A 24,524-nucleotide genomic window follows, 5' to 3' on the forward strand; every position below is an offset into this window, starting at 1 on the left:
AGTTTTTTAAAAGTCTTTTGTCGGGTCAAAAGTGAACATTGTTTGCACTGCTAGGCATTTTTCCGTATAATAGCTGTATTGATTTATTTGAAAAAACGTACAGTTACTGGAGGAAAAAGATGGGAAGTTATCAAACAAGAAGTGAAAGACATCATCAACCAAAGAAGACGATGAAAAGACCTAGTAAAAAGGCGGTGGTCTCTTTGATGGGTGCAGGAATGATGTTAGCACCAATGACGGTCACTTTCGTTCCTCAACAGGTACAAGCTGCTGAGAATCAATATGCGACGCAGGACATCTCAGGGTTCATCGAACAAATTGGCTGGTCAGCACAAGATGTTGCTGCCAACAATGATCTATATGCTTCTGTGATGATCGCTCAAGCGATTTTGGAAAGCGGCTATGGTTCTTCCGCATTATCCAATGCCCCCTATTACAATTTATTTGGGGTCAAAGGCAGTTACAACGGACAAAGTGTGTATATGCCTACCCAAGAGTATTTGAATGGTCAGTGGGTAGAGATGAATGAACCGTTTCGTCAATATAACTCTTATTGGGAATCGTTTCAGGATCATGCGAACGTCTTGCGAAGTACAAGTTTCGCGACAGGGACTGCTCATTACAGTGGTGTCTGGAAAAGCCAAACAACCTCATTTTATGATGCAACGAATTACTTGACGGGACGTTATGCTACCGATCCAGGTTACGCACAAAAACTGAACTGGTTGATCGAAACCTATCAGCTTACACGGTTCGATACAGGAACGACACAAAATACAGCTTGGACAAACACAACTAGCACAACGACCAGCGAAACAACGACGACCACGTATTCAGGTAGTACATCTTCAGCACAGAGCTATCAAGTTGCTTCTGGGGATACGCTTTGGGATATCGCCAACCGATTTGGCACAACCGTTGATGCGTTGATGGCATCGAATGGATTATCCAGTGAGATCATCGTTATCGGACAAGAGTTGATCGTATAAGTAAGTTAAAAACCTTAAGATGGATTGCTACAATTGCAGCCAATCTTAAGGTTTTTTTGACGTGGCAATCAAACTCTGGTCAGTGGAAATAGAACAAAGTATAAAACTATATGAAAAAAAATTTGAAATTGCTTACTTTTTATTCGCAACTCCGAGGTATTTTAGGTAGAATGGAAGAATAAGAACGGGAGGGATTTTCAATGACAAAAATCTATCAATCGGTCAATGAATTAGTTGGTCATACGCCAATCGTCAAATTAAATCATATCGTAGAAGAAGGTTCTGCTGATGTGTATGTGAAATTAGAGTTTTTCAATCCTGGGGGTAGCGTAAAGGACAGAATTGCTTTAGCCATGATTGAAAAAGCCGAAAAAAGCGGCTTATTGAAAGCCGGCGATACGATTATCGAGCCAACCTCAGGAAATACGGGGATCGGTTTAGCCATGATCGGTACGGCGAAAGGCTATCGGGTTGTGTTGGTTATGCCAGAAACGATGAGTATCGAAAGACGGAAAATCGTACAAGCTTATGGTGCAGAGTTGATTTTGACGCCTGGGTCTGAAGGGATCACAGGATCCATTAACAAAGCAAAAGAATTAGCGGAGCAAGACGGCTACTATATGCCATTACAATTTGAAAATCCAGCTAACCCAGAAATTCATGAAAAAACGACAGGAAAAGAAATTGAGGATGCATTTGAATCAAAAGGTTTAGATGCTTTTGTCGCTGGAATCGGCACTGGTGGAACGATCACTGGAGCGGGCAAAGAACTGAAGCGCGTCTATCCTAATTTGAAAATAGTTGGTGTTGAGCCTGCTGAATCTGCGATTTTAGAAGGTGGTAAGCCAGGACCGCATAAGATTCAAGGGATCGGTACTGGATTTGTCCCTAAAGTATTAGATACCGAAATTTATGATCAAGTCATTGCAATTGCCAGTGACGATGCGATGAAAACTGCACGGCAAGTTGGGATGAAAGAAGGGATTTTAGTTGGAATCTCTTCAGGGGCTGCGATCCAAGCTGCTTTACAGGTAGCAAAAGAACTAGGCAAAGGCAAAAAAGTTTTAGCAATCGTGCCTGACAATGGCGAACGTTATTTGTCCACAGCACTGTATCAGTTTGAAGACTAACAATCGAGAGAAAGCAGGCATTGAAATGTCTGCTTTTCTTTCTCGAAAAAAGGGGACGGAAGCGGGCTGAAAAAAGCGTTTTGCCTTTGAAAAAATAAGGAAAGCTGTTTGAATTTTTAGGTTTTACATAGTATGATAGGTGAGATAAGAGAAATGGAGGAACTCCTGTGAGTACGATCTACGATGAAGCGATCAAACGATTAAAACATGAAAATATTCGTATTACACCGCAGCGAGTAGCGATATTAGAGTTTTTAGCCAGTCACGATGCCCATCCGACCGCTGAAGAGATTTATCGAGCGATTGAAGTTCATTTTCCTGGTATTAGTGTCGCAACGGTATACAATAACTTACGTTTGTTCACAGAAATTGGCTTTGTAAAAGAAATGAATTATGGAGATGCCTCCAGTCGTTTTGATTTTACAACGGAGCCTCATTATCATGCTATCTGCCAAAAGTGTGGAAAGATCGCTGATTTTTACTATCCAGGATTGGAAGATGTCGAAATGGCGGCTTCGAAATTAACTGGGTATCAAATAAATAACCATCGACTAGAAGTTTATGGTCTATGTCCCGAATGCCAAGTGAAAGAGGAGGAAACAAAATGAAGATAATTTCTACAGATCAAGCACCACAAGCAATCGGTCCTTATGTTCAAGCAAAAATCGCAAACGGCTTTTTGTTTGCTTCTGGTCAAGTGCCATTAGATCCTGTTTCGGGGGAAGTTGTCGGTACGACGATTGAAGTACAGACTCAGCAAGTATTGAAAAATATCAACGCGATTCTTGAAGCGGCGGAACTTACGCCAGATGACATCGTTAAGACGACATGTTTTTTAAAAAATATGAATGATTTCGTTCCTTTCAATAATACCTATAGCACATTGTTCAATGAAGAGTTACCTGCACGTTCTGCTGTAGAAGTTGCCCGCTTGCCAAAAGATGTTTTGGTTGAAGTTGAGATCATCGCAGCAGTCAAAGAAAAAGCGTAACCAAGAATGAATCGTGGGACGTCCGCCTTTGCGTCGTCCCCTTTTTATTGGATCGATCCTGGACCAAAGGATCATAGAGTTTCAGGTGAATCAAGGAGAAGAGGATACAGTATGGTTTCGTTAAAGGACTATTTAGCAAAAGGGCAAACAACGATATCAAATTTGCTTTTAGAAAATTACCATCATCTTGGATTGACAAATGACGAATTTTTGTTATGGCTGCAGTTGTATCGCAGTCATGAGCAAGGAAATGATTTCCCTGATTTACGTGAGATTGCCTCTGTGATGGGGAGTGATCAAAAAGAAATTTATCATTGGTTAAATCAATTACTTAAAAAAGATGTACTGCGAATGGAATCAAAAAAAGATGCTGCCGGAAAAATGGTTGATTATTATGATTTCACAGGAATCTATGACCGTTTAGAATTTCTCTTGACACAGCAATCGAAAAATGAGGCAGTAGAATCAAATGAAGAAAAAATCCGTGGGTTATATCGCTTGTTTGAAGGCGAGTTTGGTCGGCCATTGTCAGCAATCGAATACCAGCGGATCGGGCAGTGGTTGGATGAGGACCATTACGATCCGGAATTGATTCAGTTTGCTTTGCGAGAAGCGGTTTTGAATCAGGCTTATAGCTTAAATTACATCGATCGTATCTTACTTTCTTGGGAACGTAAGAATATCACGTCGAAAGCGCAAGTTGAGGAAGAACAAAAAAGAAGAAAAAAACAATTTCTTCAAAATGAGAGTATTTCACAGGAAGAAGGGCCAATGCCTAAAATCCCTATGCATAATTGGTTAGAAGGAGAGTAATAGACAAGGAGTTCAAATAGTCCTATGATCAGCAAAGAAAAAACAATGATCGCCATCGAAACAATGTACGAGATGTTTCCCGAAGCGCATGGTGAATTGGTATCCAAAAATGCGTTTGAATTATTGATCGCAGTCATTTTAAGTGCGCAAGCAACAGATGTCTCGGTAAATAAAGTCACCCCGGCACTTTTTGAGGCTTATCCTACACCGCAAGCTTTGAGCGAAGCACCTTTAGAAGATGTGATTGCAAAAATCAAGTCGATCGGTCTGTATCGAAACAAGGCAAAAAATATCAAAGCTTGTGCTTCGGAACTATTGCTACGTTTTGGTGGTGAAGTGCCGAAAACAAGAGAAGATTTGGTTTCTTTGCCAGGTGTCGGCAGAAAAACTGCGAATGTGGTACTTGGTGATGCCTATGGGATACCGGCAATCGCTGTCGATACCCACGTCGAACGGGTGTCAAAAAGATTGCGCATTTGTAAATTAGATGCCAATGTACTAGAAGTTGAACAAACGTTGATGAAAAAGATTCCCGAACCATTATGGGTCAAAACCCACCATACGATGATTTTCTTTGGCCGTTATCATTGTACCGCGAGGGCGCCAAAGTGTGAGATTTGCCCGTTGTTGGCGATGTGCCAAGAAGGAAAGCTTCGCATGAAGGGGAAGAAAACCATTTAATGGTGAACATAGACCAAAAGTATCTAGGATCAAGACGCTAAGCGAAATCGCTTAGCGTTTTTTTTTGCACAAATTGATAAAAAAACAGGTAATTAACGTAATACCCTTTATTAAAGCCCTTTCAAGTAACTGGAAAAACATAAGCTTACTGAATTTTTTTGATTACACCACTCAAAATCAGGTGTTTTTTCACAAATAGATCGTGTGAGGGGTGATGCTCGATGCGAAATGAACCTTCCAATACGCCTTTTTTTTGAAACTATTTGTAAGCTTAGTATGATGGGCTTCTTTCGCAAAATTTTTACCCTTTCTTTTTATAAAAATGCTTATTTTTGGTCAATAAAAAGGAATATTAATAAGAAAATTCACCCATTGGTGAAAAATAATATTTCAAATCTGTGAAAATCATCAGTATAGTGAACTTTGTCAAAAGTTATAAGTCTTTCTCTGCTATTTTACGAATGACAGAAAAAGCGTTGCACACTTCAAATGATTCTGAAACGATCTCAAAATCATTTTTGTTAACGGGTCTTAGGCAAACGCTGTTTTGAAAAGATCACTTATAAGACGTGGCAAGTATAGAGGAGGAGGGAGAATGAAAGGAGAAAAGGTATGGAAATTAGTTCGTATGGTTCTGTTTTGCACTCTTTTTTATGGGATAACTATTTCTACGGCAGCGGTGAATGCTCAGGAAGTGCAGTCGGTTGAAACAGAAAGCTCTGTGCTCTTTACCGGTGTTTATGAGCCTATTGGGCAACCCGAACCAGCACCGCCAGCAGGCCCTACAGAGAATATATCGCCACCAAACAAGGTAGCAAAACCAGGTGGTATTTTACCAAAGACCAACGAGACAAGAACTTACGGCGTAATCTTTCTTGGATTACTGCTTGTACTGGTTGTATTGTATGTGCAATATACCAAACATCGATCAAAATTTGTGATGGTTAAAAAGAAAAGACAAATAATTTGAAAGCAGGGATTAATTTGAAATTCGTACGATTTGCATCGGCAGCTGTTTTAGCTGCAACTTTATTTACTATTAGCGCGGAAGCCTTCGCTACTGAAAGTGTAACAAACCATGATACAGAAGGGAAAGTTCTCTTTGTACCAAACGATAGCGAAGCGACAGTGGTTCAACCACCAAATCCTGGTCCTAATGGTCCAGATGTAGAGATCAATCCAGTCGGCCCGGAAGGACAAACGGGACCATTGACGATTGCTTACGCACCTACGCTTAATTTCGGTGAGCAAGTGATTTCTAATACCGATCAAGAATATAAGCTAGTGGCTGAATTACACAAGCTAAAAGACGCGGAAGATAGTGAAGAAAGAGTTCCATATGTTTCATTTGCTCAAGTCCAAGATACGCGTGGGACAAATGCTGGTTGGGACTTAAAAGTTTCCTTAAGTGCTTTTGAATCAGGAACACAGAATAATGAACTGACTGGAGCAAGAATTCGTTTTAATTCGCCAAAATTGGAATATAACGGAAGCAACCAAGAAAATGAGCCACAAATTCATGCGGATGGATTGATTTTAGATGCTACAAATAGTGAACGTTCGGTTCTGACTGCTGCTCAAACAAAAGGTGCTGGCGTATCGTCAGTCGTTTGGGGCGATCAGGAAGAAATCAATCGACAAGTAGAAGCAGGTGCAGAGGTTGTTGAAAATGCTGGAATCGAGTTACTTGTTCCTGGATCAACAGCAAAAGACGCTGCTCTTTATGAAGCAACTCTTACTTGGACTTTGGCTGCAACAGCTGGACCGGACGGAGAAACGGTTGAGTAACTTGGTTTTGTACTGAATAAAAAAAGAAAGAAGGAACTAGAAATGAAAAAGATTCGTTTAACTACGGTCGCTGTATTATCCACCACTTTACTAGCAGGAGGCGTTCAAGCCTTTGCCCAATCTTCATTAGAAACGACTACCGATAACGTTGTAGGGTTTACCTCAGACGGAAGCGATCTAACAGTGGTACAACCGCCAGTCGTGCACCCAGAAGTAGAAACAATCGAACCAACACCGCCAGGACAAACGGGCCCATTTACCATTGCTTATGCACCACAAACATTCGATTTTGGTCAGAATGCTATTTCTACCAGTGATCGTTGGTATTCAATCGTTGCTGATGAGCGTAATTTGGCTGATCAATCAGGGACGACACCGTACGTATCGTTTGCCCAAGTGCAAGATACCCGAGGAACGCATGCTGGTTGGACATTAAATGTTAGTCTAACTGATTTTACTTCTGAATCAGGAGATGTCTTGACTGGGGCAAAAATCAAGTTGGCAAACCCTGAAATCGTGTTCAACAAAGGCGAGGGTGATCGAGACTTACAGCCAAGTGCCGTTATCAATAATGAAGAACAAAATGCGTTGATCCTAGATGTCAACGATCAAGACATTCCTGTCATGCGTGCTTCGGTCGGTCAAGGCGCGGGCGCTTCATCGATTTACTGGGGAGATCAGGAAAAATTGACGGAACAAAATCTTAATAAACAAGAAGGCGAAATTATCAGAAATGATGATATTCAACTATTTGTACCAGGCTCTACCACGCAGCTAGCAACTAACTATACTGCTGAAATGACATGGACGCTAACTGCTTCTGTTGATAGTGGCGGCGAAACAGTAAATCCGTAAGAAGGATCATAGCTTGCAACAAGAAACAACTGGCAGGAATAGTAAATTATTCCTGCCTTTTTTGGAAGGAGAACCACTTTTGACTGAACAACGTATGAGAATGAAATGGATAAAAACGGTTACCTGTGCGGTCATCCTACTATCATTCTTTTTTTCACCAAGAATGAGCTATGCTCAGACAGAATCAGAATTAAACTTTTATGTGACGCCTATCTTACCGGAAAGTCAGCTGGAAGGAGGGGCGTTGGGGTATTTCGATTTAAATCTTGGGGCAGGAGAACGTGATGAATTGGCTTTAGAGATCGAAAATGGTTCTGATCAAGCGATCGAAATAGAAATTTCTGCCCATACGGCATTTACGAATGTGAATGGTGTTGTGGAATATGGCAGGGATGCAGAATCCCCTGATCCGACTTTACCTGCATCAATTGATGAACTGGTAGAGGTGCCTGAAACCGTATTGTTCGATCCATTAGAAAAACGAATCATTTCTTTACCGATTACGATGCCGGAAGAGGAATTCAAAGGGGTTTTGGCAGGTGGCATTCGAATCAAAGAGGTTATTTCGGAAGAGGAGCAAACACAATCTGCTGAAGAAGGATTAGGTATTCGGAATGCATTTTCCTATGTCATTGGTGTGGTAGTAAGCAACAATCGGTCCGCAACGGATCCGGGATTGGAACTGCTTGATGTTTTTGCCGATCAAGTAAACTACCGAAACGTATTTAGTGCTGTTATCCAAAATTATACAGCAACATTTGTCAATCAATTGGAAGTAACAGCTGAAATTCGTTCTGTTGGTGGTGAGACGATCTTATATGAAACAAGTCAATCATCTATGCAAATGGCTCCTAATTCACATATGCATTTCCCAATTCCCTTAGATGGCGATCGTTTTCGTAATGGGGAGTATGTATTGAATCTTACTGCGCGGTCAGGAGAGGAAGAGTGGTCTTGGGAACAGATATTTAGCGTAGAGGCAGAAGATGCTCGCCGCTTAAATGAACTCGATGTCACTGTAGATACGTCACTCAATTGGTGGATGATCGCCACGGCTGGTCTAATCAGCTTGCTTCTAATTATTGCGATCATCCTAATTGTTCATAAGAAAAAAAATGCAAAGGAAGGTGGGAAAAGTTGAAATGAAGAATACCCCGCACAAGGTAATAATTGCGATCATTATTGGATTACTAAGTGTGCAAACTTTTTTTCCAAGTCTGAGCAGTATCCTATTGCCGGAAATCCACGCCATCGATCACACGATTGAACCGTTGGATGAAACGCAGAATATGTCCTTGCTTGATAAAGCAACACAACCGATCCAAACAAAAGAATTTGACATCCATAACCCTTTTTTTCAGTTTCCAGTTAGTGTGATTGAAGGTGTCGTGGATCAACCGATCGACGTTTTCGTCGTATCAAGCCAACCTTTAAATGAGATTACGCTAGTTGTAGCGAAAGAAGCAGCGATCGTGGAAGAAGAATTTGCTGCAGAAGTGAAGAATAAGAAGCTGTCTGAAGAAGAACAGGAATGGACGCTTACCTTTGATGAAGAGCTAATGGAGTTCGAGATTCCTATCGTCTTTAATAAAATAGGCGATTATCGACTTTTTATAGGTGAAGCGGAACTAACGATCGAAGTACAGGCAGAAGATGACGGGGAAGAGGACTTGGATGATGATGCAGATAATGAAACGATCGAGACAGAGGTCTCACCATCAGACACGCCGCAGGAAGGGAAACGAACCACGCAACCTCCTAATGACGCGAACCTAAATGAGAATCAGCAAGACACAGAAGCTGACCAAGCAGAAGCAATTGCCCAATTGACAGAACCGGTCACACCGTTAGACGAAATCAGTCATCGGGATGTTTCCAACTGGCAAGAGTTTATGGCGGCAATCGTGAATAGAGAAGTAAATTATATCAATATCGTAAATGACTTTGAATCATCAAACAATCCTACTCAAGGAGTTTCCGGAGTGGCTGCGGGAAGTGCAACTTCCAACCCGTCGAATGGGGTAGCCTATATTTGGACCAATGCTTCTGGAATTTCGAGAACGCTTGTGATCGAAGGCAATGGGTATCAAATCGACTTTAGAGCTGTTGCTGTCGGATTTTATGATAGTACCGTCAATAGTGCAACGCCGTGGGATATCACGTACCAAAATATCGATATCGTTCATGGCAACTATTATGGCTTCATGAATTTTACAAATATGAGTATTCCGCAACAAAATCTATCCAGAATGCGTTACCACAATTTAACCAACGCGGGCAATCAGTTGATCCACTCGTTAGCGACACCTGTTATTATGTCTGGCGAAGTAATATCGCATCAAACTCCGACATATACTTCCAGATCTGGGCGTGTGCAAACGATCAATGCAACCAACCAAGCAAATATGGAAGTAACACAATTGGAAATTCTTGATAACGCAACAGTTGACATGTCGACAATAAATTCCGGCAATATCTATTTATATTATGCAACGGGGCGTATGACTATTGGCAATGATGCAAAGATGTCTCTGCGTGCAGCTGGAACAGCCGGTGAGGCTTTTGGAGCAAATATTTATATAGCGAATGGACGGATCAATATCGGTAATCGATCAGAGCTTCATTTGACTGCCCGAGCCAACTCCCCCGCAATCAGTATGTATGCTAGCGGCGCCCACTTTGAAATGTCTGAGGATAGCAAAGTGGTAATCAAAGCTGATGGACGTACCACAAGCCTCAATGGATGGGGCTATAACATTATCTACATGGGTGCTGGAAGCACGATGCTTATTGGAAATAAAAGCAGTGTCGAAATTGATGCAGTGAATCAAGGGACCACCACCTCCGGAGTGATCCATGTAGCCGGTGCCGCCACATTTATTGTTGCTAAAGAAGGAGTCTTGGATATTAAGTCGGACGGAACCAATCCCTCTCATTCCTTGATGACATTTTTGAGCTCGGCCTCAACCTTCACTTTTGCGGATGCACAACGCATCAATTTAGAGAAAACAAGGGCGGTTACCGGAAATGCAGCAAATAGTAGCCTTATTTCGATTTCCGGCAGCGGCGGGCTATTAGATGTGGATATTCAAGCTGCGAAGCAATGGCGGCATGGAAACTTGACGGAGGAACCAGACTTCAGTTGGAGTCCAATCTTCAATTTAAAAGTGAATTTTGCCTCTACCTTGTCATCGATTTCGAATGTTTCTTCCATCTCACAAGAGATCGTTGATCATTTTCGCGCGAATTTTACCACAAGAGCACAACGTATCCTATTTGAATATATTCCAGATGTCGAGGTTCATTTAGAACCATTAACGGAAGACCCGGCACTGGAAGGCTCAAGAATCATTAAGGGAAAAGCCACACCTTATAGTGTGATTCGTTTTGACGGAGATCCAGCGATTCCCGCACCGCAACTGCAATCACCCTCTTTTGATGATAACAGCTTGTTTCATCTTCAAGCAGATGCCAATGGTGATTTCAGCTTGACCTTAGCCGAGGGGGATCGGTTTACAAAACATAATACGGTGACGGCTTACGCTTTCTTAAATGGAAAATTTGATACAGCTGAAACAGTTGTTCAAGAGATTGCCACAATGAATCCACGAGATCCGATCGCGCCAGATATTGAAGTGAATCCAGAAAATAAACCGGATATACCAGAACATTTAGGGTTTATCAGTATCGATTTCATCTCCCAGTATAGCTTTGGAGATGTATCAATAAGTGCAGATACCAAACAGTACAAGGCATTGCCACAACGTCTTAGCAGTGCTGATGGCTCAGTAACTGAGGAACGGCCAAATTACGTGCAGATTTCTGACCGGCGCGCTCAATTTACCGGCTGGGAATTAAACGCGACATTATCCGCTGCAGGATTTCGTAATGATCGAGGAGAAGAACTTCGGGGTGCACGAATTATTTTAGAAAATGCAGTTATGCTGACGAATGCCGCCAATTCAGCAATTCCTCCCACTTATAGTGAATCAATGATCCTTGATCCTGGGGTACCCGCTTTGATCGCTGAAGCGGATGCAAATGAAGGAAGCGGTACCTGGATTCAGCGCTACGGGGATATGGGGACGATGGGGGATAGTGTCAAACTTGAAGTACCCATTGGATCAAATCCGCGTAACATGACCTATCAAGCAACGATTGAATGGGAGTTAAGTTTTGTCCCATCTACCGAATGATCGATGCTCAATCTTATCAAATGGAAGCTGTTGACGCCTATGACAGCTTCCATTCTTGATAGGAAGACAGTGAATAAATCGGTTGAAAAGCAGTGGATTTTAACGCTTTTTTATGGTAGATCACGCTGCTGAGCAAAATCTGCTTAAGCTGGCTAAATCAATCGTTTGCTTCAAAAATAATCGCGAAGATACAGAGTTCACCTAAACTCGTGCAAAAACTATTCAAGCAACTTTGAATCAGTTCGTCAGGTTTTGATCAAAACCAAGGATGCCGGCTGAAACAAGAGAAAGGAAACTGTATGAAGAGTAGAAAAAAGAAGTCATATTTAACATTATTCAGTGCTGGGATTTTAGCAAGCCAACTTTTTGTTTCTCCCGTATTACTGGCGAAAGAAAGCCCTCAGCCTGATAACTATTCAGAAAATACAAATGTCGAACAGCAACTTGATGACCAAGATTCATCGGCAGCAGAAGCCCAAGAGAGTCAAGAAGACGTCAGCAAAGAGCAAACGGAGGGCTCGACCGAGTTATCCTCCGAATCAAATGAGCCGCTTATGGATTCAGAAACAGCAGATACCGTTGTAGAATCTCTTGATTCGTCTGAAGAAGCAGACTCAACGCAAACGACCGAGTCATCGGAAACGACCGAACTAGAGGAATCAGAGTCCGCGGAACCTTCCGAGGAAGAGGAAAAAATAGATGCTGAAACGGACGATCTAGAAGTAGAAACAGAGAACAAGCCAAAAGAGACCGACTTGATTGATGAGTCATTGGCACCAAAAGAAAATGAAATTTCAACTGAGAGCAACGAAAATACTGAAAATGCAAAAAAAGAGGAGCCGAAAACACCTCCGATTATTGCACCTGAGCAAGTAATAAACCCTGTCGTTCAATCACCAGATGCTACTTCTCACTTGAAAAATTCTTTTTATGATGGACGTACCATTGATTTACCAGAGAGTTTTCGGGCAGCAAAGATCGCAGATTCGAATCTGTTAGATTTCACCTTGCCGATATTAGCTGATTATGATGCGCAATGGCAAGCGGCATTCGTCTACGAGATCATCGGGCAAATTGGTGAACTAGAAGAACCATTGACGATGGACGAATGGATCAATGAACGGATCAAAGCGGTTATAAAAGGAGAAGCTAGCTGGATAGAAAAAGAACAGCAGGTTGAACAATTACAACCGGGGGATCTTTTATATGACGCAAATAAGTTAATCGGTATCTACCTCGCAGATGGTTACCAAGCAAGTTTAGTGACAAATCAAGAAGAGCCAACGAAAACTGCCATCGAAGTTCAGCGGGTTTCTATCGAAGAGCTGCTATCGATCAGACGGCTATCAAATCCTGAATTGGCTACATATGGCGAAAAGCTAGTTACTGAATATCCAGCCCCTTACGAATTTACAGTGAATCAAAAGACCCAGACGTTTATTGAAACATTGGCACAAGAAGCCCAAAGCTTAGGGCAAGAATACGATGTCTTTGCTTCTGTATTGATCGCGCAAGCGATCCTTGAAAGCGGCAGTGGCGACAGCGGGCTTTCCAGCAGTCCCCATTATAACCTTTTTGGGATCAAAGGCAGTTATCAAGGAAACAGCGTGACTTTACCAACAATGGAAGATAAAGGCAACGGAGAACTATTCCAAATTCAAGCCGCCTTTCGTTCCTATTCAAGTTATCGAGATTCCATGGCTGATTATGTCAAATTGATTCGCGGAGGAATCACTGGAAATCCAACCTTTTATCAAGACGTGTGGCGCTCTGAATCAAAAAACTATCTTCGGGCAGCAGATGCTTTGACGGGCACTTATGCGACCGATGTTAAATATAGTAAAAAAATCAATTCACTGATTGCGGTCTATGGATTGACGCAATATGACCAAGTGATCGCAACAGAAACAGGCTTGTTTATCCAAGGAAAAGAACAAATTCCAGAAGAGTATCGCTCCCTCATGACATTTCGAGAATACAACGGTCGTGACTACAATCTTTCTGGTTCGTATCCTGTTGGACAATGTACTTGGTATGTGTTCAATCGCGTGAGTCAATTAGGCGGTCAAGTAGATGACTACATGGGAAATGGTGGTCAATGGGGCAATACCGGACGACGTTTAGGTTACAACGTCAGTCAAACACCTAAAGCAGGCAGTATGATCTCTTTTGCACCTGGAACAGCTGGATCTGATCCTCGTTATGGGCATGTCGCTTTTGTTGAAGCCGTTGGTCCAAATGGTATTTTGGTTTCAGAAGGAAATGTCTATGGTGGAACCACAATCTCTTATCGCGTGATCAGCAATGAATTGGCGCACTCATCAAGTGTTTCATATATTATGCCAAAATAAGGATGGAGGGCTGGCAATATGAGTAAAAGGCATAGACAAATAGGTCTTCCTATCAGCGGTATCTTTTTGATGGTCCTTTTGCTTATTGCGTTTCTTCAGCCGTATCGACTGGCGTTAGTCAGAGGAACGTCCATGCTGCCGACGATCGAGGATCGACAAGTTGTGCTGATCCATAAAAAGCGCCAGCCAAATCGCTATCAGCTGATCGCTTTCGAACAGGAAGGGAAATTTTTGATCAAGAGAGTGATTGGTGTGCCGGGGGATTCCTTCGTTCGTACACAGGAGCGTTTGTTGATTGGGGCGGAGGATACTGACTTTGATTTTTCATTTATGATCACTGTGAAGGATGAAGCCGTTGAGGCGTTGCCGATTCGGGGGTACCTCAAAGAAGATGAGTACTTTGTCGTTGGCGATGCACTGCTCACTTCAAGTGATAGTAGAGAATTTGGAATCATTTCAAGTAAAACCTTTTATGGTGTGGTGACCACGTTCTTCTGACACATCAGCTTCTTGAAAGGAAGTTTGCGATGATTCATTTCTTGCAACATATCAACGAGACTAAGTTTGTATCAAAAGGGATGAATAAAACGAATTTTAGTTTTGATGGAAGGAAGAGACTGTGATTTTTATCTATATTGGGATGATACTGCTTGCCATTGGAGCAGGTAGTATCATCGGTTGGCGATTGTATCGAGAATATTTATTAAGAAAAGTTGAAAAGCAGCTGTCGTCAGATGCTTTAGCCAAAAGGAAACTGCGTTTATTTAAGCACAACCTGCGCAGTGGGCACCTGCTAATTGTATTGGGCTGCAGTAGTGCCATAATCGTAAGTGTCTTGCTACTAACAGTTTTTCAGCTGACAGGCGGCATTCATTTGCAAAGGCTGCAAGAAGAAACTAGTCAATTGAAAGAGGAAGTCTTCGCGCTAAGAACTGAGCAAACGGAATGGATGCGTATGCCGATTTTTGCTTATCCTGAGAACGGCTTTGCTTTTGAAGCGATTGATTGGGAGCATTTACTCGTATCCAATGATCGTGAAGCACAGTTTGCAGCTGAATATGAGTTGGCCTATCAGTTATCACCATATCTAGGTCGCACCGTAGCGATGATTTTTGTTGATCAGCCCTTGCAAGAAATCTCGATTGTTCTATCTAGCAAATTACCATCAATTGATGACTTAAACGGATGGGAAGAAAATTTTTCTCGTCTACTCCATGATATGCAGAACGTTCCCTTGATCACCCAAGGAACCTTCTCTGTTCAATTTTCCAAGGATTCTGATCAGTCCTTTGAGCAGACGATCATTCGTGACGAGAATGGAGTTTGGACCCTTTTAGAACGCAGCTTTCCAAACACTGACGCTCAAGAAGTAGCTAATAACGAGGGGAGCGAAAGCATATCCTCTACTCCTCAAACGGATCAAAGTGAAACGATCAATACAAATGAACAAAAAGGCAGTGTGAAAAATTAATGATGAAAAAGAAAAACAAAGGTTTGTTTTCTGTCCAAAAGCTAATGGATGAAGTAAATCAATTATCCATAGGAGAGCTGAATGAATTTGAGGAGACAAATCAAGAAGAGGGAATCATTGAGGATCAAGGGTCCGCAAAGGCTACGCCTGAAAAAAAAGAGAAAGGAACCAATCGACAAGCGGACAATGAACCCCCTAAAACCCAGAAAGAAACAGCGAAACCTGTCGCACAGACTTTAGCAAAACCGATTTCTCACCAAAGAGTGTCTGTTGATCAACAGACAGATCAAAGTGTCAAAAAGATAGCAGTGCAGCAAAAATCCTCTGGGAACCGTGATAACCACGCCAAGGATAGTCAACTCGTTGAAGATAAAGGAGAACGTATGGAGAAAGAATTGAGTATAAACCAGACACATAAGCAAGAGTCGGAAGAACAAGAAAAGGATCATATGATTGAAAATTTATCTTTTGAAATTAAAGAATTGATTTTAGAAAACGAGCAACTACAGGAAGAAAAAAAACAGTTAAAAAAACAGCAGAAGGTAGTGGCTCAACAAGAAGCAGAGGCAAAAGAATTAAAAGCTTCGCTAGTAGAAGCGAATAAGAAAGTCAAAGACCTAGAAGAACAGCTTAGAAAAGTAGATACAGAAAAACTTGAAGCAAAGATCCAGCAATTAGAAGCTAAGTTAGCTGTTCAGCAAGAAAAAGAGCAAAAAGAGAAACAAAATTACGAAAAGGAACGCGCTGAATGGACGTTGAAGCGGCAAGAAATCCAGCAGTTGCAAGAAGTAATTGCTGATTTGAAACAGCAATTGGCAGAAAAAGAAGAGCTTGCAGCAAAAGTTTCAGCTAGCGAATCAAATGAAGAAGTCGCAGAGCTTCAGGCGAAGATCGAAGCACTACGGGAAGAAAATGCAACCCTACAAATCGAAAACGAGCAGTTCCAAACAGAAATCAGTGAGGTTTTAGTCTTTGCTAGAAGAAAAGCAAATCGCACGATTCAAGAAGCGAAGATCGAATCTGAACGAATGATCCGTACGACAGAAATGCGAATCGATGGCATTCATGATCGTGCCAAGGAGATTCTTTTTGAAGTGAACGAGACAAAAGAAAATGTGATTCATTTGTTTGACGATCTGCATAATCAAGTTTATCAGCTTTCAGATAAAAAATTGCTTTTTGAAGAGCTTGAAAAGTAAGCTTCTACATTTATATGGTCGTTATTAAAAAAAACAGTAGATCAAAATCTGATCTACTGTTTTTCACTATTCTCAGTTATTCGGAGTTACCATCATTTGGTTCTGGTGGATCCGGCGGTGAGGAAGGATTTTCTTCACTGCTGGAAGGCGTTGTTGAGCCAGGATCCTGACTAGAAGCAGGAGGTGTAACGACCGAAGATGAATCATCCTCATCAGGTGTTGTCACTGGGGGTGTCACTTCGCTTGATGATTCTGTTGTACTTGATGGTGTTGCTTCACTACTTTCTGTAGAAGGTGTCGTCGGTTCAACGTACGAACTACTGCTGGACGAACTTGGTGCTGAATAGCTTGGCTGCGTGTATGTCCCTTCAAGATAAAGCTCTCTTCCGATCCGTGTCAGTCCATCTGGCATTGTCCAGTCCGTGTTTTCTACAGAAGCAGAAACATAGCGCATCAATTCACGATAGACATCTGAAGCCACATGGGTACTGCTATCAGTGATCGGTGTCATTTTGTCGTTGTATCCGGTCCATACCGCCAATGAATAGGAGGGAGTATAGCCGGCAAAAGTAATATCCGGATAAGCACCGTTTGATGTATCCAGTTGTGCTAGCTGGTCATCGGTGTAATTGGAAGTTCCCGTTTTCCCTGCTTGGTATAACCCATCGATTTGCGCATTGGTTCCAGTACCGACAGAAATAACATCTTTCAAAATATCGGTCACCATATAAGCCGTCGTATCATCCATTGCTTCTTGACCATCAACTTTAAAGGATTCTTCATCTTCGGTCCCATCTTGCATGACGATTTTGTTGACGTACTGAGGTTCATAATAGGTTCCACCGTTTGAAAACGCAGCATAAGCAGCGGCCATTTTCAGGCTGGAGATCCCATATTTTGTGCCATCTAATTTATCCGTATTGCTAGAAATCGCATTAGATTGAGTAATCGTGTGGTATTCGATACCCAACCCGCTAAGAAAGTCGGCGATATTATCCGCTCCAACTTCATCAAACAATTTCACTGCTGGTACATTTCTGGATTCTGCTAAAGCAGTTCGAAGCGTGATATTGCCCATATATTGGCGATCCCAGTTGTACACAGGAATATCGGTTCCTTTATAAGTATAAGGTTCATCTAAAATCATTCTACCGGTAGAGTCTTGTAGAAATTGGAAGGCAGGGCCGTAGTCTGTGATCGGTTTAACGGTCGATCCAAAGTCCCGAGCGACGTTGACAGCCAGGTTGTTTGCTAGAACGTCATCAACGTTGCGGGCACCAATTTGAGCCGTGACTTTGCCCGTATTGACATCAACTAAAGTAGCGGCAACCTGCATCTTATCGTCTGGATAATTAACATAATCATCGCTGTTGACGATGTCATATAACCGTTTTTGCGCATCGATATCGACATTGGTGTAAATATCTAAGCCATCGGTATAAACATCTTTGCCGGTTTTTTCTTTAACTTCTGCGATCACTTCGTTGAAGTAATTATCAAAGTATTTCCACTCTTGGTTTTCTCGAGGGTTTTCTTGCAATCCTTCTTGAATATCTTCGGCAACGGCCGCATCATATTCCGCTTGCGTGATTTTCTCGTTTTCAAGCATTGCGCCTAAAACCACATCTCGACGACTTTTCGCATTATCAGGATGAGCGAAAGGATCAAACGCAGAAGGGGCATTTGGTAAACCAGCAATCAAAGCGGTTTGCGCTAGGTCTAGTTCAGCCAAAGGTTTGCCGTAAAACTTCATAGCAGCTGTTTGCATTCCATAAACCCCGTTGGACATATATACCTTATTAATATAGTAAGTCAAAATTTCCTGCTTTGATTTGGTTTGTTCAAGCCGAACCGCCATCCAAGCTTCTTGTGCTTTTCTTCGTAACGTTTGATCTTCGGCGCTGGTAGAAAAGAAGGACAGCTTGATCAATTGCTGAGTCAACGTACTTCCGCCTTGCATACCGCCGGTTGTGGCATTGGATAATGCAGAACCAACGATTCGGATCGGATCGACCCCGATATGCTGATAGAACCGACGATCTTCGACAGAGACGATCGCATCTTCCAGCAGTTGGGGAATCTCACTTGCGGTGATTTTTTCTCTCGTTTCACTTCCGAATTCAGTGATCAATTCACCGTTGGAGGCATAAAAGCGCGAAGAAACAGTCGAATCCAAACGTGTTTCATCAAGTGCTGGTGCATCTTTGGCGTACCACCAAAACAGCCCCATTCCTGATAAAATCCCGATACAGCCTAAGAAAAATAGGCCCATAAACACTTTTAAAATAATACTCCCAATACTTCGTTTGCCTTTGGCTTTAGGGGGCTTTGGTGCTTTTTTAGCAGTGCCTTTCTTAGAATCATGCCGAGAGGTCCTCGATTGTGATTCATTTGCCATACTCATCATTCTCCTTCATCGTTAAAAATTGATCAACTGCTTTTAAATAGGGAATACGCGGCGCAATAGTGGGGATGATTTCGATCCCATTGGTTTCGATATAGGCCAACGTCATTGATTTTTTTCCAGTTTCCTTTTGCAGGTGCCACTGAGAAACTAAGCACTTGCTATCTAGAAAAAAGCAGCGTTGTAGACTAGAAAACCATAAAAGAACAAAACATAATCCCGCTTGTTCCAAACAGTCTTCCATATGCTTGATTTGGTGTGGATGAAAATTTTTAAAGGGAAATGACGTTTTGTTTTGAGTCTCTTTCGCTTCAAAGTCGATATATTGCCCTTGATAAACCCCATTGTAATCGGTGGTAGAGGCCTCTCGAAAGTAGGCTTCTTTAATTACGGCGGCGCTTCTTCTCGGATAATCTACCTTGACGATTTGAACTGGTGTCGGTTTCTTATGAATGACCGCAAGTTTGCGATTTAAATAATAAAGGTTGCTTTCATTGATCGCTTCTTCAAAACGCATCCCACGATTGGCATACGTTTTTGGCTTTATTAGTTTTTCTTGCATTTTTTGTTTTTTGCCGTCATCATAGGTAGTAGATTGTCCATTCGGGTAACGAATAACCATGTTGTTCACACTCCTAGGCAACATTATACCAAAAAGTCGTTTGGAAAGAAAAGAGATGACCAGAGAAACAATGAAAACCTTATACTTTACTGGCTATCGTAATTATGAATTAGGTGTCTTTCAAGCAAAAGATCCCAAGATTGCAGTTATTAAGAAAGTAATAATGTCGGCATTGACCAATTATGTCGAAGAAGGGCTAGAATGGCTCTTGATCAGCGGGAATCTTGGAGCAGAGCTGTGGTGTGCCGAAGCCATTGAACAATTAAAACAAACATACCCGGAACTGAAACTAGGAATTATTTTTCCTTTTGAAGGGTTTGGTGAAAATTGGAACGAAACGAATCAACAGGCACTGCAAACAGCGAAGTCATTTGCTGATTATGTCAATGCCACCAGCCATAAGCCTTACCAAGACCCCAGTCAATTAAGAAATCACACAGCGTTTTTACTGGAGCATACTGAAGGTGCACTTGTGTTATATGATGACGAATTTCCAGGAAAACCTAATTATTTCTTAAGAGATGCGAAAGCCTATAGTGAGCAAAATCCCTACTTTATTCATCAAATAACAATGGATGATTTACAAAACGCAACATTTGATAGTAATTTACTTTGATTTTCGTATATTTTTTGATAGAATGGTCTAGAAAGTGAAAACCATTTGGAATAAACAATGAGGTGTAAATAATGGCAAATTTAATTTATAGTCCAAAAGATATTCTGCAACAAGAATTCAAAACAAAAATGCGTGGATATGATCCAGTGGAAGTGGACGAGTTTTTAGATAATATCATTAAAGACTACGAAAGCTACAATAAAGAGATCTTAGCCCTGCAAGAAGAAAACGATCGTCTGACAGCGAAAATCGATCAATTGTCGAAAAACCAAGCAATCGCTTCTCGTGTTCAACAAGAAGCACCGAAAAGCCAAACAGTCACAAATTTTGATATTTTAAAACGTTTGTCTAATCTTGAAAAAGAAGTGTTTGGCAAAAAGCTTGATCGTGAATCAGAACCTGTCACTCGTTCTTCTTCATACAACAGCAACTATACAAATGCTGATTTTGAAGACGACAACGAAAAAACCCGTCAATTCTAATGTAGAAAAGATAGTTGTGATTTTCGGGTAATTGCGGCATAACTCGATTATGCTGAGGAAAGTCCATGCTCGCACAAGCTGAGACGCTTGTAGTGTTCGTGCCTAGCGAAACCATAAGCTAGGGTACTTGAGAAAGTAACGGCAGGAAAAATGGCTAAGGTGCAAGCTATGCCAAAGTATCCTTGAAAGTGCCACAGTGACGAAGCAAGCCGGGAAACCGTCTTGGTGGAACGCGGTAAACCCCTCGAGCGAGCAACCCAAACAATGGTAGGGGCACTTTTTGCACGGAAATGAACGGAGCAAGAAGGCAAGTAATTGCAGATAGATAATTACCCAGTGTTTTCTTCTCCCTGAGGAAAATACGGACAAAACATGGCTTATAGAAAATCACAACCTATCAGGGAATCCTTCCAGCAACGGAAGGTTTTTTTATACCAAGAAGGAGAGCGTTATGACTGAAAAAACATTTAATTGTATTGCCACCGCTGCGAGCGGTTTAGAAGCACTAGTGGGCAAAGAATTACGGGATTTAGGGATCGAGTGTGAGGTTGAAAACGGCCGAGCGCGCTTTAAAGGGACAATGGAGACCATTGCTACCGCGAACTTGTGGCTCCGTACAGCCGACCGTATCAAAATCGTCGTTGGGGAATTTGACGTATTGACTTTCGATCAGCTGTTTGAAGAAGTTAAAGCGTTACCGTGGGAAGACTTTTTACCGTTAGACGCTGAATTTCCAGTAGCCGGAAAATCAATCAAATCAAAATTGTATAGTGTACCTGACTGCCAAGCGATTACCAAAAAAGCAATCGTCAATCGCTTAAGAGAAGTATATCATCGTCCGGCAAGTGTGCCGCTGACTGAAACTGGCGCTTTTTTCCAATTAGAAGTCGCTTTATTGAAAGACCATGCGATGATCACATTGGATACGACTGGCCCTAGTTTGTTTAAACGCGGCTATCGTTTAGAAAAAGGGGGCGCACCTCTGAAAGAAAACATGGCTGCGGCTTTAGTGATGCTGACAAATTGGTACAAAGACAAGCCTTTTGTCGATCCCGTTTGTGGATCAGGCACATTGTGTATTGAAGCAGCTTTGATCGGCCATAATATCGCCCCTGGATTTAATCGGGAATTTGTTTGCGAAACGTGGGATTGGTTCCCAGCAGAAGTATTTGAAAAAGTACGGAAAGAAGCAGATGAAGCAGCAGATTATGATGTCGAATTAGATATTACCGGTTCGGATATCAATGGTCGAATGATTGAGATCGCCCGCCGGAATGCGGAAGAAATCGGTCTAGGAGACTCGATCACCTTCAAACAACAAGCTGTTAAAGACTTTAAAACAGAAAAAGAGTATGGTGTCGTTGTGGCTAACCCTCCTTATGGCGAACGCTTAGGAGAAGAAGAGTCTGTTCAGCGACTGTATCAAGAAATGGGCCAAGTGTTTCGATCGCTTAAAACCTGGAGTAAATACTTTTTGACCAGTGACTTGACTTTTGAGACCCATTACGGCGAAAAAGCGACAAAAAAACGCAAATTATACAACGGTGCGATTCGTACCGATCTCTTCCAATACTGGGGACAACGTCCGCCACGCAAAAAGGAGTTTGCTGAATGAAAGAACAAGAATTTCTGAAAGAATTAAAAGAAATCGATCTATTACAACAAGCAATGGGGATCTTAGGCTGGGACAATCAAACGGGGATGCCAGAAAAAGCCAGTGATTACCGGGCGGAAGTTGACAGCTATTTATATGGCCTCTATTTTGACAAAAAAATTGGAGAGCCGATCCAAGAAGCAATCAGCTATTTTGGGAAACACCCAGAAGAATTATCAGAAGTTGGGAAAGCGGCTTATCAGCTAGTCAAAGAAGAGTATGAATTGCAAAAAGATGTACCAAATGAGTTGGCGATGGCGGCTTCCGCAGCAACGTCAAAAGCACATACTGCTTGGCTCAAAGCCCGTAAAGAAAAAGATTTTTCTTTATTTAAAGACGCACTTTCTGAAAATATTCGCTTGACGAAAGAATTGATTCCTTATTGGAAGAAGAATGAGCTGACAAACTATGATGTGTTGTTAAACCAATACGAACCAAATATGACGGTTGAGATCTTGGATAATGTTTTCTCACAAGTGAGAGACGGTATCATGGATATTCGTCGTCAATTGGCTGAAAAAGGAACAGCACCAGATACTTCGATCCTGTCACGTAAGATGACCGAAGCGCAGCAACGTAAATTTATCTCAAAAGTGATTGCCGACTTAGGCTATGACTTTTCTCGCGGCCGCTTGGATAATACGGTCCACCCATTTGCTACGGGGATCAATCACAACGATGTGCGTTTGACTACTCGTTGGAGCGAAAACGATTTTTCAATGGGACTATTCGGTGTAATTCATGAAGCCGGACATGGAATGTACGAGCAAAATATTGACGAAAAATACGAAGGAACACCGGTTCATGAAGGAGCGTCTATGGGGATCCACGAATCTCAATCGCTTTTTAATGAAATCATTATCGGCAGTAATCGCAATTTCTGGGCCAAGCAATACCCATTTTTCCAAGAATGTGCGGAAGGCTCGTTTGATGATGTGTCTTTTGACACCTTCTATGATTCTTTGAAGCATTCTAAAGCCAGCTTGATCCGTATTGAAGCTGACAGTTTGACTTACGTAATCCATATCATTATTCGTTACGAGATCGAAAAAATGATCTTTAACGAAACAGTATCGATCGATGAACTGCCGAAAATCTGGAATGACAAATACGAGGAATATTTAGGGATTCGTCCAGAGAATGACCTTGAAGGAATCTTACAAGATGTTCATTGGTCAGGTTCCAGCTTTGGTTATTTCCCATCCTATGCGTTAGGGTATATGTATGCCGCGCAATTACTGCATGCGATGGAAAAAGAAATCAATGTCGATGAAGTGTTGGCTTCAGATGATTATTCACCGATTCGTAAATGGCTGACTGAAAATATCCATCAATATGGGGCATCAAAGAAACCAAATGAATTGATTTTAGATGCAACGGATGAATTATTGAATCCTCAATATCTATTAGACTATTTACGTAAGATCTATTTTAGTGTCTATAAAATCAGCGAGACGCAAGATTTCGCTTAAAAGAAACGAGTGAAAAGAAGCTTCGCAAGACGTTGCCGCCCTAACTGTTTCGTGGGGTGCTCGTTTTGTTGAACTTCTTTTCCTTTTGTATCGATAACCACTGAAAAAAGGAAGGCTTGCTGCTTTCGTATCGAAAGAAGGAGAAAGATGAAGGAAGAAAACAATGTTACCGATCTTAGCAAAGTAATTGCCTATGCCGAAAATATTTTGGGGAATGATTACACAGGACATGGGTTTGATCATGTCAAACGGGTGGCGGGCTTAAGTCAAGCTATCATCGATGCCGACGAATTGGCGGTTGATCGTTTTGTCGTACAGGCGGCAGCTTACTTGCATGATACGGTGGATGATAAAGTTGTGGCGGATGTCACAGCGGCTTATGCCGAAGTGCGAGTTTGTTTGACCGCAGCAGGGGCAAGTGAAGCACAAACGAAAGAAATTTTTTCTATTATCGAAAATCTGTCTTTTTCAAAAGAACTTTTGCAAGGCGCACAAGTTGTCTCAGTAGAAGGCCGCGTCGTTCGTGATGCAGATCGTCTCGATGCTTTAGGTGCGATCGGTATTTTACGGACGAGCTATTTTGGTGGCAGTCATCAACACCCGATCCATGTCAGTGACTTAGCCCCAAAGACGTTTCAAAATCATGAGGATTACCGAAAAGGGACGACGGTGATCAATCATTTTTATGAAAAACTATTTTTGCTTCCTGAAAAGATGACCACGGATTATGGCAAAAAAGAAGCTCAGCGACGTGTGGTTTTCATGAAGGATTTTTTAGAAGAATTCTATGCAGAATGGGATGTCTAACTT

Annotated in this window: 22 protein-coding genes and 1 other RNA gene; 21 read left to right on the forward strand and 2 right to left on the reverse strand. The window is 41.8% G+C overall.

From position 1 onward, the window contains the following. Nucleotides 1-119 precede the first annotated feature (119 nt). The 15 genes from IGK63_RS07570 (at nucleotide 120) to IGK63_RS07640 (ending at nucleotide 16,464) form a co-directional block, all read left to right on the forward strand. Complete coding sequence (locus IGK63_RS07570) at nucleotides 120-989, forward strand: glucosaminidase domain-containing protein (protein ID WP_016611726.1); 870 nt, start codon at nucleotides 120-122, stop codon at nucleotides 987-989. A 200-nt stretch (nucleotides 990-1,189) separates the two neighbouring features. After that, nucleotides 1,190-2,119, forward strand: coding sequence for a cysteine synthase A (gene cysK / locus IGK63_RS07575; RefSeq protein ID WP_005236064.1), 930 nt, complete (start codon nucleotides 1,190-1,192; stop codon nucleotides 2,117-2,119). A gap of 167 nt (nucleotides 2,120-2,286) precedes the next feature. After that, a complete protein-coding gene (locus IGK63_RS07580) occupies nucleotides 2,287-2,727 on the forward strand; it encodes a Fur family transcriptional regulator (RefSeq protein WP_005226158.1) in 441 nt (146 codons plus the stop codon). Further along, on the forward strand, nucleotides 2,724-3,110 hold the full coding sequence (locus tag IGK63_RS07585) for a RidA family protein (protein WP_005236057.1): 387 nt from the start codon (nucleotides 2,724-2,726) through the stop codon (nucleotides 3,108-3,110). The genes IGK63_RS07580 and IGK63_RS07585 overlap by 4 nt, the downstream gene beginning before the upstream one ends. Nucleotides 3,111-3,221: 111 nt before the next feature. Then, the gene (locus IGK63_RS07590; protein WP_016611727.1) at nucleotides 3,222-3,923 is read left to right on the forward strand and encodes a DnaD domain protein; all 702 of its coding nucleotides are present in this window, start codon (nucleotides 3,222-3,224) and stop codon (nucleotides 3,921-3,923) included. A 24-nt stretch (nucleotides 3,924-3,947) separates the two neighbouring features. Then, on the forward strand, nucleotides 3,948-4,604 hold the full coding sequence (gene nth / locus IGK63_RS07595; protein WP_005236053.1) for an endonuclease III: 657 nt from the start codon (nucleotides 3,948-3,950) through the stop codon (nucleotides 4,602-4,604). A 595-nt stretch (nucleotides 4,605-5,199) separates the two neighbouring features. Next, nucleotides 5,200-5,574: an LPXTG cell wall anchor domain-containing protein gene (locus tag IGK63_RS07600; RefSeq protein ID WP_005236050.1), complete on the forward strand. Its 375-nt coding sequence runs from the start codon at nucleotides 5,200-5,202 to the stop codon at nucleotides 5,572-5,574. A gap of 14 nt (nucleotides 5,575-5,588) precedes the next feature. Beyond that, nucleotides 5,589-6,392, forward strand: a complete 804-nt coding sequence (locus IGK63_RS07605; protein WP_034872689.1) for a WxL domain-containing protein — start codon at nucleotides 5,589-5,591, stop codon at nucleotides 6,390-6,392. 42 nt (nucleotides 6,393-6,434) lie between these two features. After that, on the forward strand, nucleotides 6,435-7,247 hold the full coding sequence (locus IGK63_RS07610) for a WxL domain-containing protein (RefSeq protein ID WP_016611730.1): 813 nt from the start codon (nucleotides 6,435-6,437) through the stop codon (nucleotides 7,245-7,247). A gap of 13 nt (nucleotides 7,248-7,260) precedes the next feature. Then, a complete protein-coding gene (locus IGK63_RS07615) occupies nucleotides 7,261-8,388 on the forward strand; it encodes a DUF916 and DUF3324 domain-containing protein (RefSeq protein ID WP_016611732.1) in 1,128 nt (375 codons plus the stop codon). 1 nt (nucleotide 8,389) lies between these two features. Next, a complete protein-coding gene (locus tag IGK63_RS07620) occupies nucleotides 8,390-11,443 on the forward strand; it encodes a pectate lyase-like adhesive domain-containing protein (protein WP_422708704.1) in 3,054 nt (1,017 codons plus the stop codon). Between the two features lie 299 nt (nucleotides 11,444-11,742). Next, nucleotides 11,743-13,794: a glucosaminidase domain-containing protein gene (locus IGK63_RS07625; protein WP_429972470.1), complete on the forward strand. Its 2,052-nt coding sequence runs from the start codon at nucleotides 11,743-11,745 to the stop codon at nucleotides 13,792-13,794. 18 nt (nucleotides 13,795-13,812) lie between these two features. Beyond that, nucleotides 13,813-14,292, forward strand: coding sequence for a signal peptidase I (lepB, locus tag IGK63_RS07630; protein WP_015509748.1), 480 nt, complete (start codon nucleotides 13,813-13,815; stop codon nucleotides 14,290-14,292). A gap of 121 nt (nucleotides 14,293-14,413) precedes the next feature. Then, a complete protein-coding gene (locus tag IGK63_RS07635; RefSeq protein WP_254910584.1) occupies nucleotides 14,414-15,265 on the forward strand; it encodes a hypothetical protein in 852 nt (283 codons plus the stop codon). Then, nucleotides 15,265-16,464, forward strand: coding sequence for a hypothetical protein (locus tag IGK63_RS07640; protein ID WP_016611736.1), 1,200 nt, complete (start codon nucleotides 15,265-15,267; stop codon nucleotides 16,462-16,464). The genes IGK63_RS07635 and IGK63_RS07640 overlap by 1 nt, the downstream gene beginning before the upstream one ends. A gap of 76 nt (nucleotides 16,465-16,540) precedes the next feature. On the opposite strand, the gene IGK63_RS07645 is transcribed toward IGK63_RS07640, so the two are convergent. Further along, nucleotides 16,541-18,862 carry a PBP1A family penicillin-binding protein gene (locus IGK63_RS07645; protein ID WP_034872636.1) on the reverse strand — a complete coding sequence of 774 codons (2,322 nt, stop codon included), beginning with the start codon at nucleotides 18,860-18,862 and terminating at the stop codon, nucleotides 16,541-16,543. Further along, nucleotides 18,852-19,490: a Holliday junction resolvase RecU gene (gene recU, locus IGK63_RS07650; protein ID WP_008379833.1), complete on the reverse strand. Its 639-nt coding sequence runs from the start codon at nucleotides 19,488-19,490 to the stop codon at nucleotides 18,852-18,854. Before recU ends, IGK63_RS07645 begins: the two co-directional genes overlap by 11 nt. Before the next feature lie 70 nt (nucleotides 19,491-19,560). Here recU and IGK63_RS07655 point away from each other — a divergent pair, with 70 nt between their 5' ends. The 6 genes from IGK63_RS07655 to IGK63_RS07680 all read left to right on the forward strand — a co-directional run bounded on the left by IGK63_RS07655 (nucleotide 19,561) and on the right by IGK63_RS07680 (nucleotide 24,521). Beyond that, the gene (locus tag IGK63_RS07655; protein ID WP_008379834.1) at nucleotides 19,561-20,106 is read left to right on the forward strand and encodes a DUF1273 domain-containing protein; all 546 of its coding nucleotides are present in this window, start codon (nucleotides 19,561-19,563) and stop codon (nucleotides 20,104-20,106) included. A gap of 71 nt (nucleotides 20,107-20,177) precedes the next feature. Continuing rightward, complete coding sequence (gpsB, locus tag IGK63_RS07660) at nucleotides 20,178-20,588, forward strand: cell division regulator GpsB (RefSeq protein WP_005226142.1); 411 nt, start codon at nucleotides 20,178-20,180, stop codon at nucleotides 20,586-20,588. 19 nt (nucleotides 20,589-20,607) lie between these two features. After that, nucleotides 20,608-20,973, forward strand: an RNA gene (rnpB, locus tag IGK63_RS07665) — RNase P RNA component class B. Nucleotides 20,974-21,039: 66 nt separating this feature from the next. Then, a complete protein-coding gene (locus IGK63_RS07670; protein WP_016611739.1) occupies nucleotides 21,040-22,203 on the forward strand; it encodes a THUMP domain-containing class I SAM-dependent RNA methyltransferase in 1,164 nt (387 codons plus the stop codon). Next, nucleotides 22,200-23,714, forward strand: a complete 1,515-nt coding sequence (locus tag IGK63_RS07675; RefSeq protein ID WP_005236028.1) for a carboxypeptidase M32 — start codon at nucleotides 22,200-22,202, stop codon at nucleotides 23,712-23,714. The genes IGK63_RS07670 and IGK63_RS07675 overlap by 4 nt, the downstream gene beginning before the upstream one ends. Before the next feature lie 147 nt (nucleotides 23,715-23,861). Beyond that, entirely contained in the window at nucleotides 23,862-24,521 is a 660-nt protein-coding gene (locus IGK63_RS07680; protein WP_016611741.1) for an HD domain-containing protein, read from the forward strand. The last annotated feature ends 3 nt before the right edge of the window (nucleotides 24,522-24,524 follow it).

Origin of the sequence: Enterococcus sp. AZ040, from assembly GCF_050499185.1 — a bacterium.
Lineage (GTDB): Bacteria > Bacillota > Bacilli > Lactobacillales > Enterococcaceae > Enterococcus_D > Enterococcus_D entomosocium.

Bases quoted from the DNA above. Each gene is read 5' to 3' on its own strand.
- IGK63_RS07570 (WP_016611726.1), top strand. From the start codon at position 120: ATGGGAAGTTATCAAACAAGAAGTGAAAGACATCATCAACCAAAGAAG.
- cysK (WP_005236064.1), top strand. From the start codon at position 1,190: ATGACAAAAATCTATCAATCGGTCAATGAATTAGTTGGTCATACGCCA.
- IGK63_RS07585 (WP_005236057.1), top strand. From the start codon at position 2,724: ATGAAGATAATTTCTACAGATCAAGCACCACAAGCAATCGGTCCTTAT.
- IGK63_RS07590 (WP_016611727.1), top strand. From the start codon at position 3,222: ATGGTTTCGTTAAAGGACTATTTAGCAAAAGGGCAAACAACGATATCA.
- nth (WP_005236053.1), top strand. From the start codon at position 3,948: ATGATCAGCAAAGAAAAAACAATGATCGCCATCGAAACAATGTACGAG.
- IGK63_RS07600 (WP_005236050.1), top strand. From the start codon at position 5,200: ATGAAAGGAGAAAAGGTATGGAAATTAGTTCGTATGGTTCTGTTTTGC.
- IGK63_RS07610 (WP_016611730.1), top strand. From the start codon at position 6,435: ATGAAAAAGATTCGTTTAACTACGGTCGCTGTATTATCCACCACTTTA.
- IGK63_RS07620 (WP_422708704.1), top strand. From the start codon at position 8,390: ATGAAGAATACCCCGCACAAGGTAATAATTGCGATCATTATTGGATTA.
- IGK63_RS07625 (WP_429972470.1), top strand. From the start codon at position 11,743: ATGAAGAGTAGAAAAAAGAAGTCATATTTAACATTATTCAGTGCTGGG.
- lepB (WP_015509748.1), top strand. From the start codon at position 13,813: ATGAGTAAAAGGCATAGACAAATAGGTCTTCCTATCAGCGGTATCTTT.
- IGK63_RS07640 (WP_016611736.1), top strand. From the start codon at position 15,265: ATGATGAAAAAGAAAAACAAAGGTTTGTTTTCTGTCCAAAAGCTAATG.
- IGK63_RS07645 (WP_034872636.1), bottom strand. From the start codon at position 18,862: ATGGCAAATGAATCACAATCGAGGACCTCTCGGCATGATTCTAAGAAA.
- recU (WP_008379833.1), bottom strand. From the start codon at position 19,490: ATGGTTATTCGTTACCCGAATGGACAATCTACTACCTATGATGACGGC.
- IGK63_RS07655 (WP_008379834.1), top strand. From the start codon at position 19,561: ATGAAAACCTTATACTTTACTGGCTATCGTAATTATGAATTAGGTGTC.
- gpsB (WP_005226142.1), top strand. From the start codon at position 20,178: ATGGCAAATTTAATTTATAGTCCAAAAGATATTCTGCAACAAGAATTC.
- IGK63_RS07670 (WP_016611739.1), top strand. From the start codon at position 21,040: ATGACTGAAAAAACATTTAATTGTATTGCCACCGCTGCGAGCGGTTTA.
- IGK63_RS07675 (WP_005236028.1), top strand. From the start codon at position 22,200: ATGAAAGAACAAGAATTTCTGAAAGAATTAAAAGAAATCGATCTATTA.
- IGK63_RS07680 (WP_016611741.1), top strand. From the start codon at position 23,862: ATGAAGGAAGAAAACAATGTTACCGATCTTAGCAAAGTAATTGCCTAT.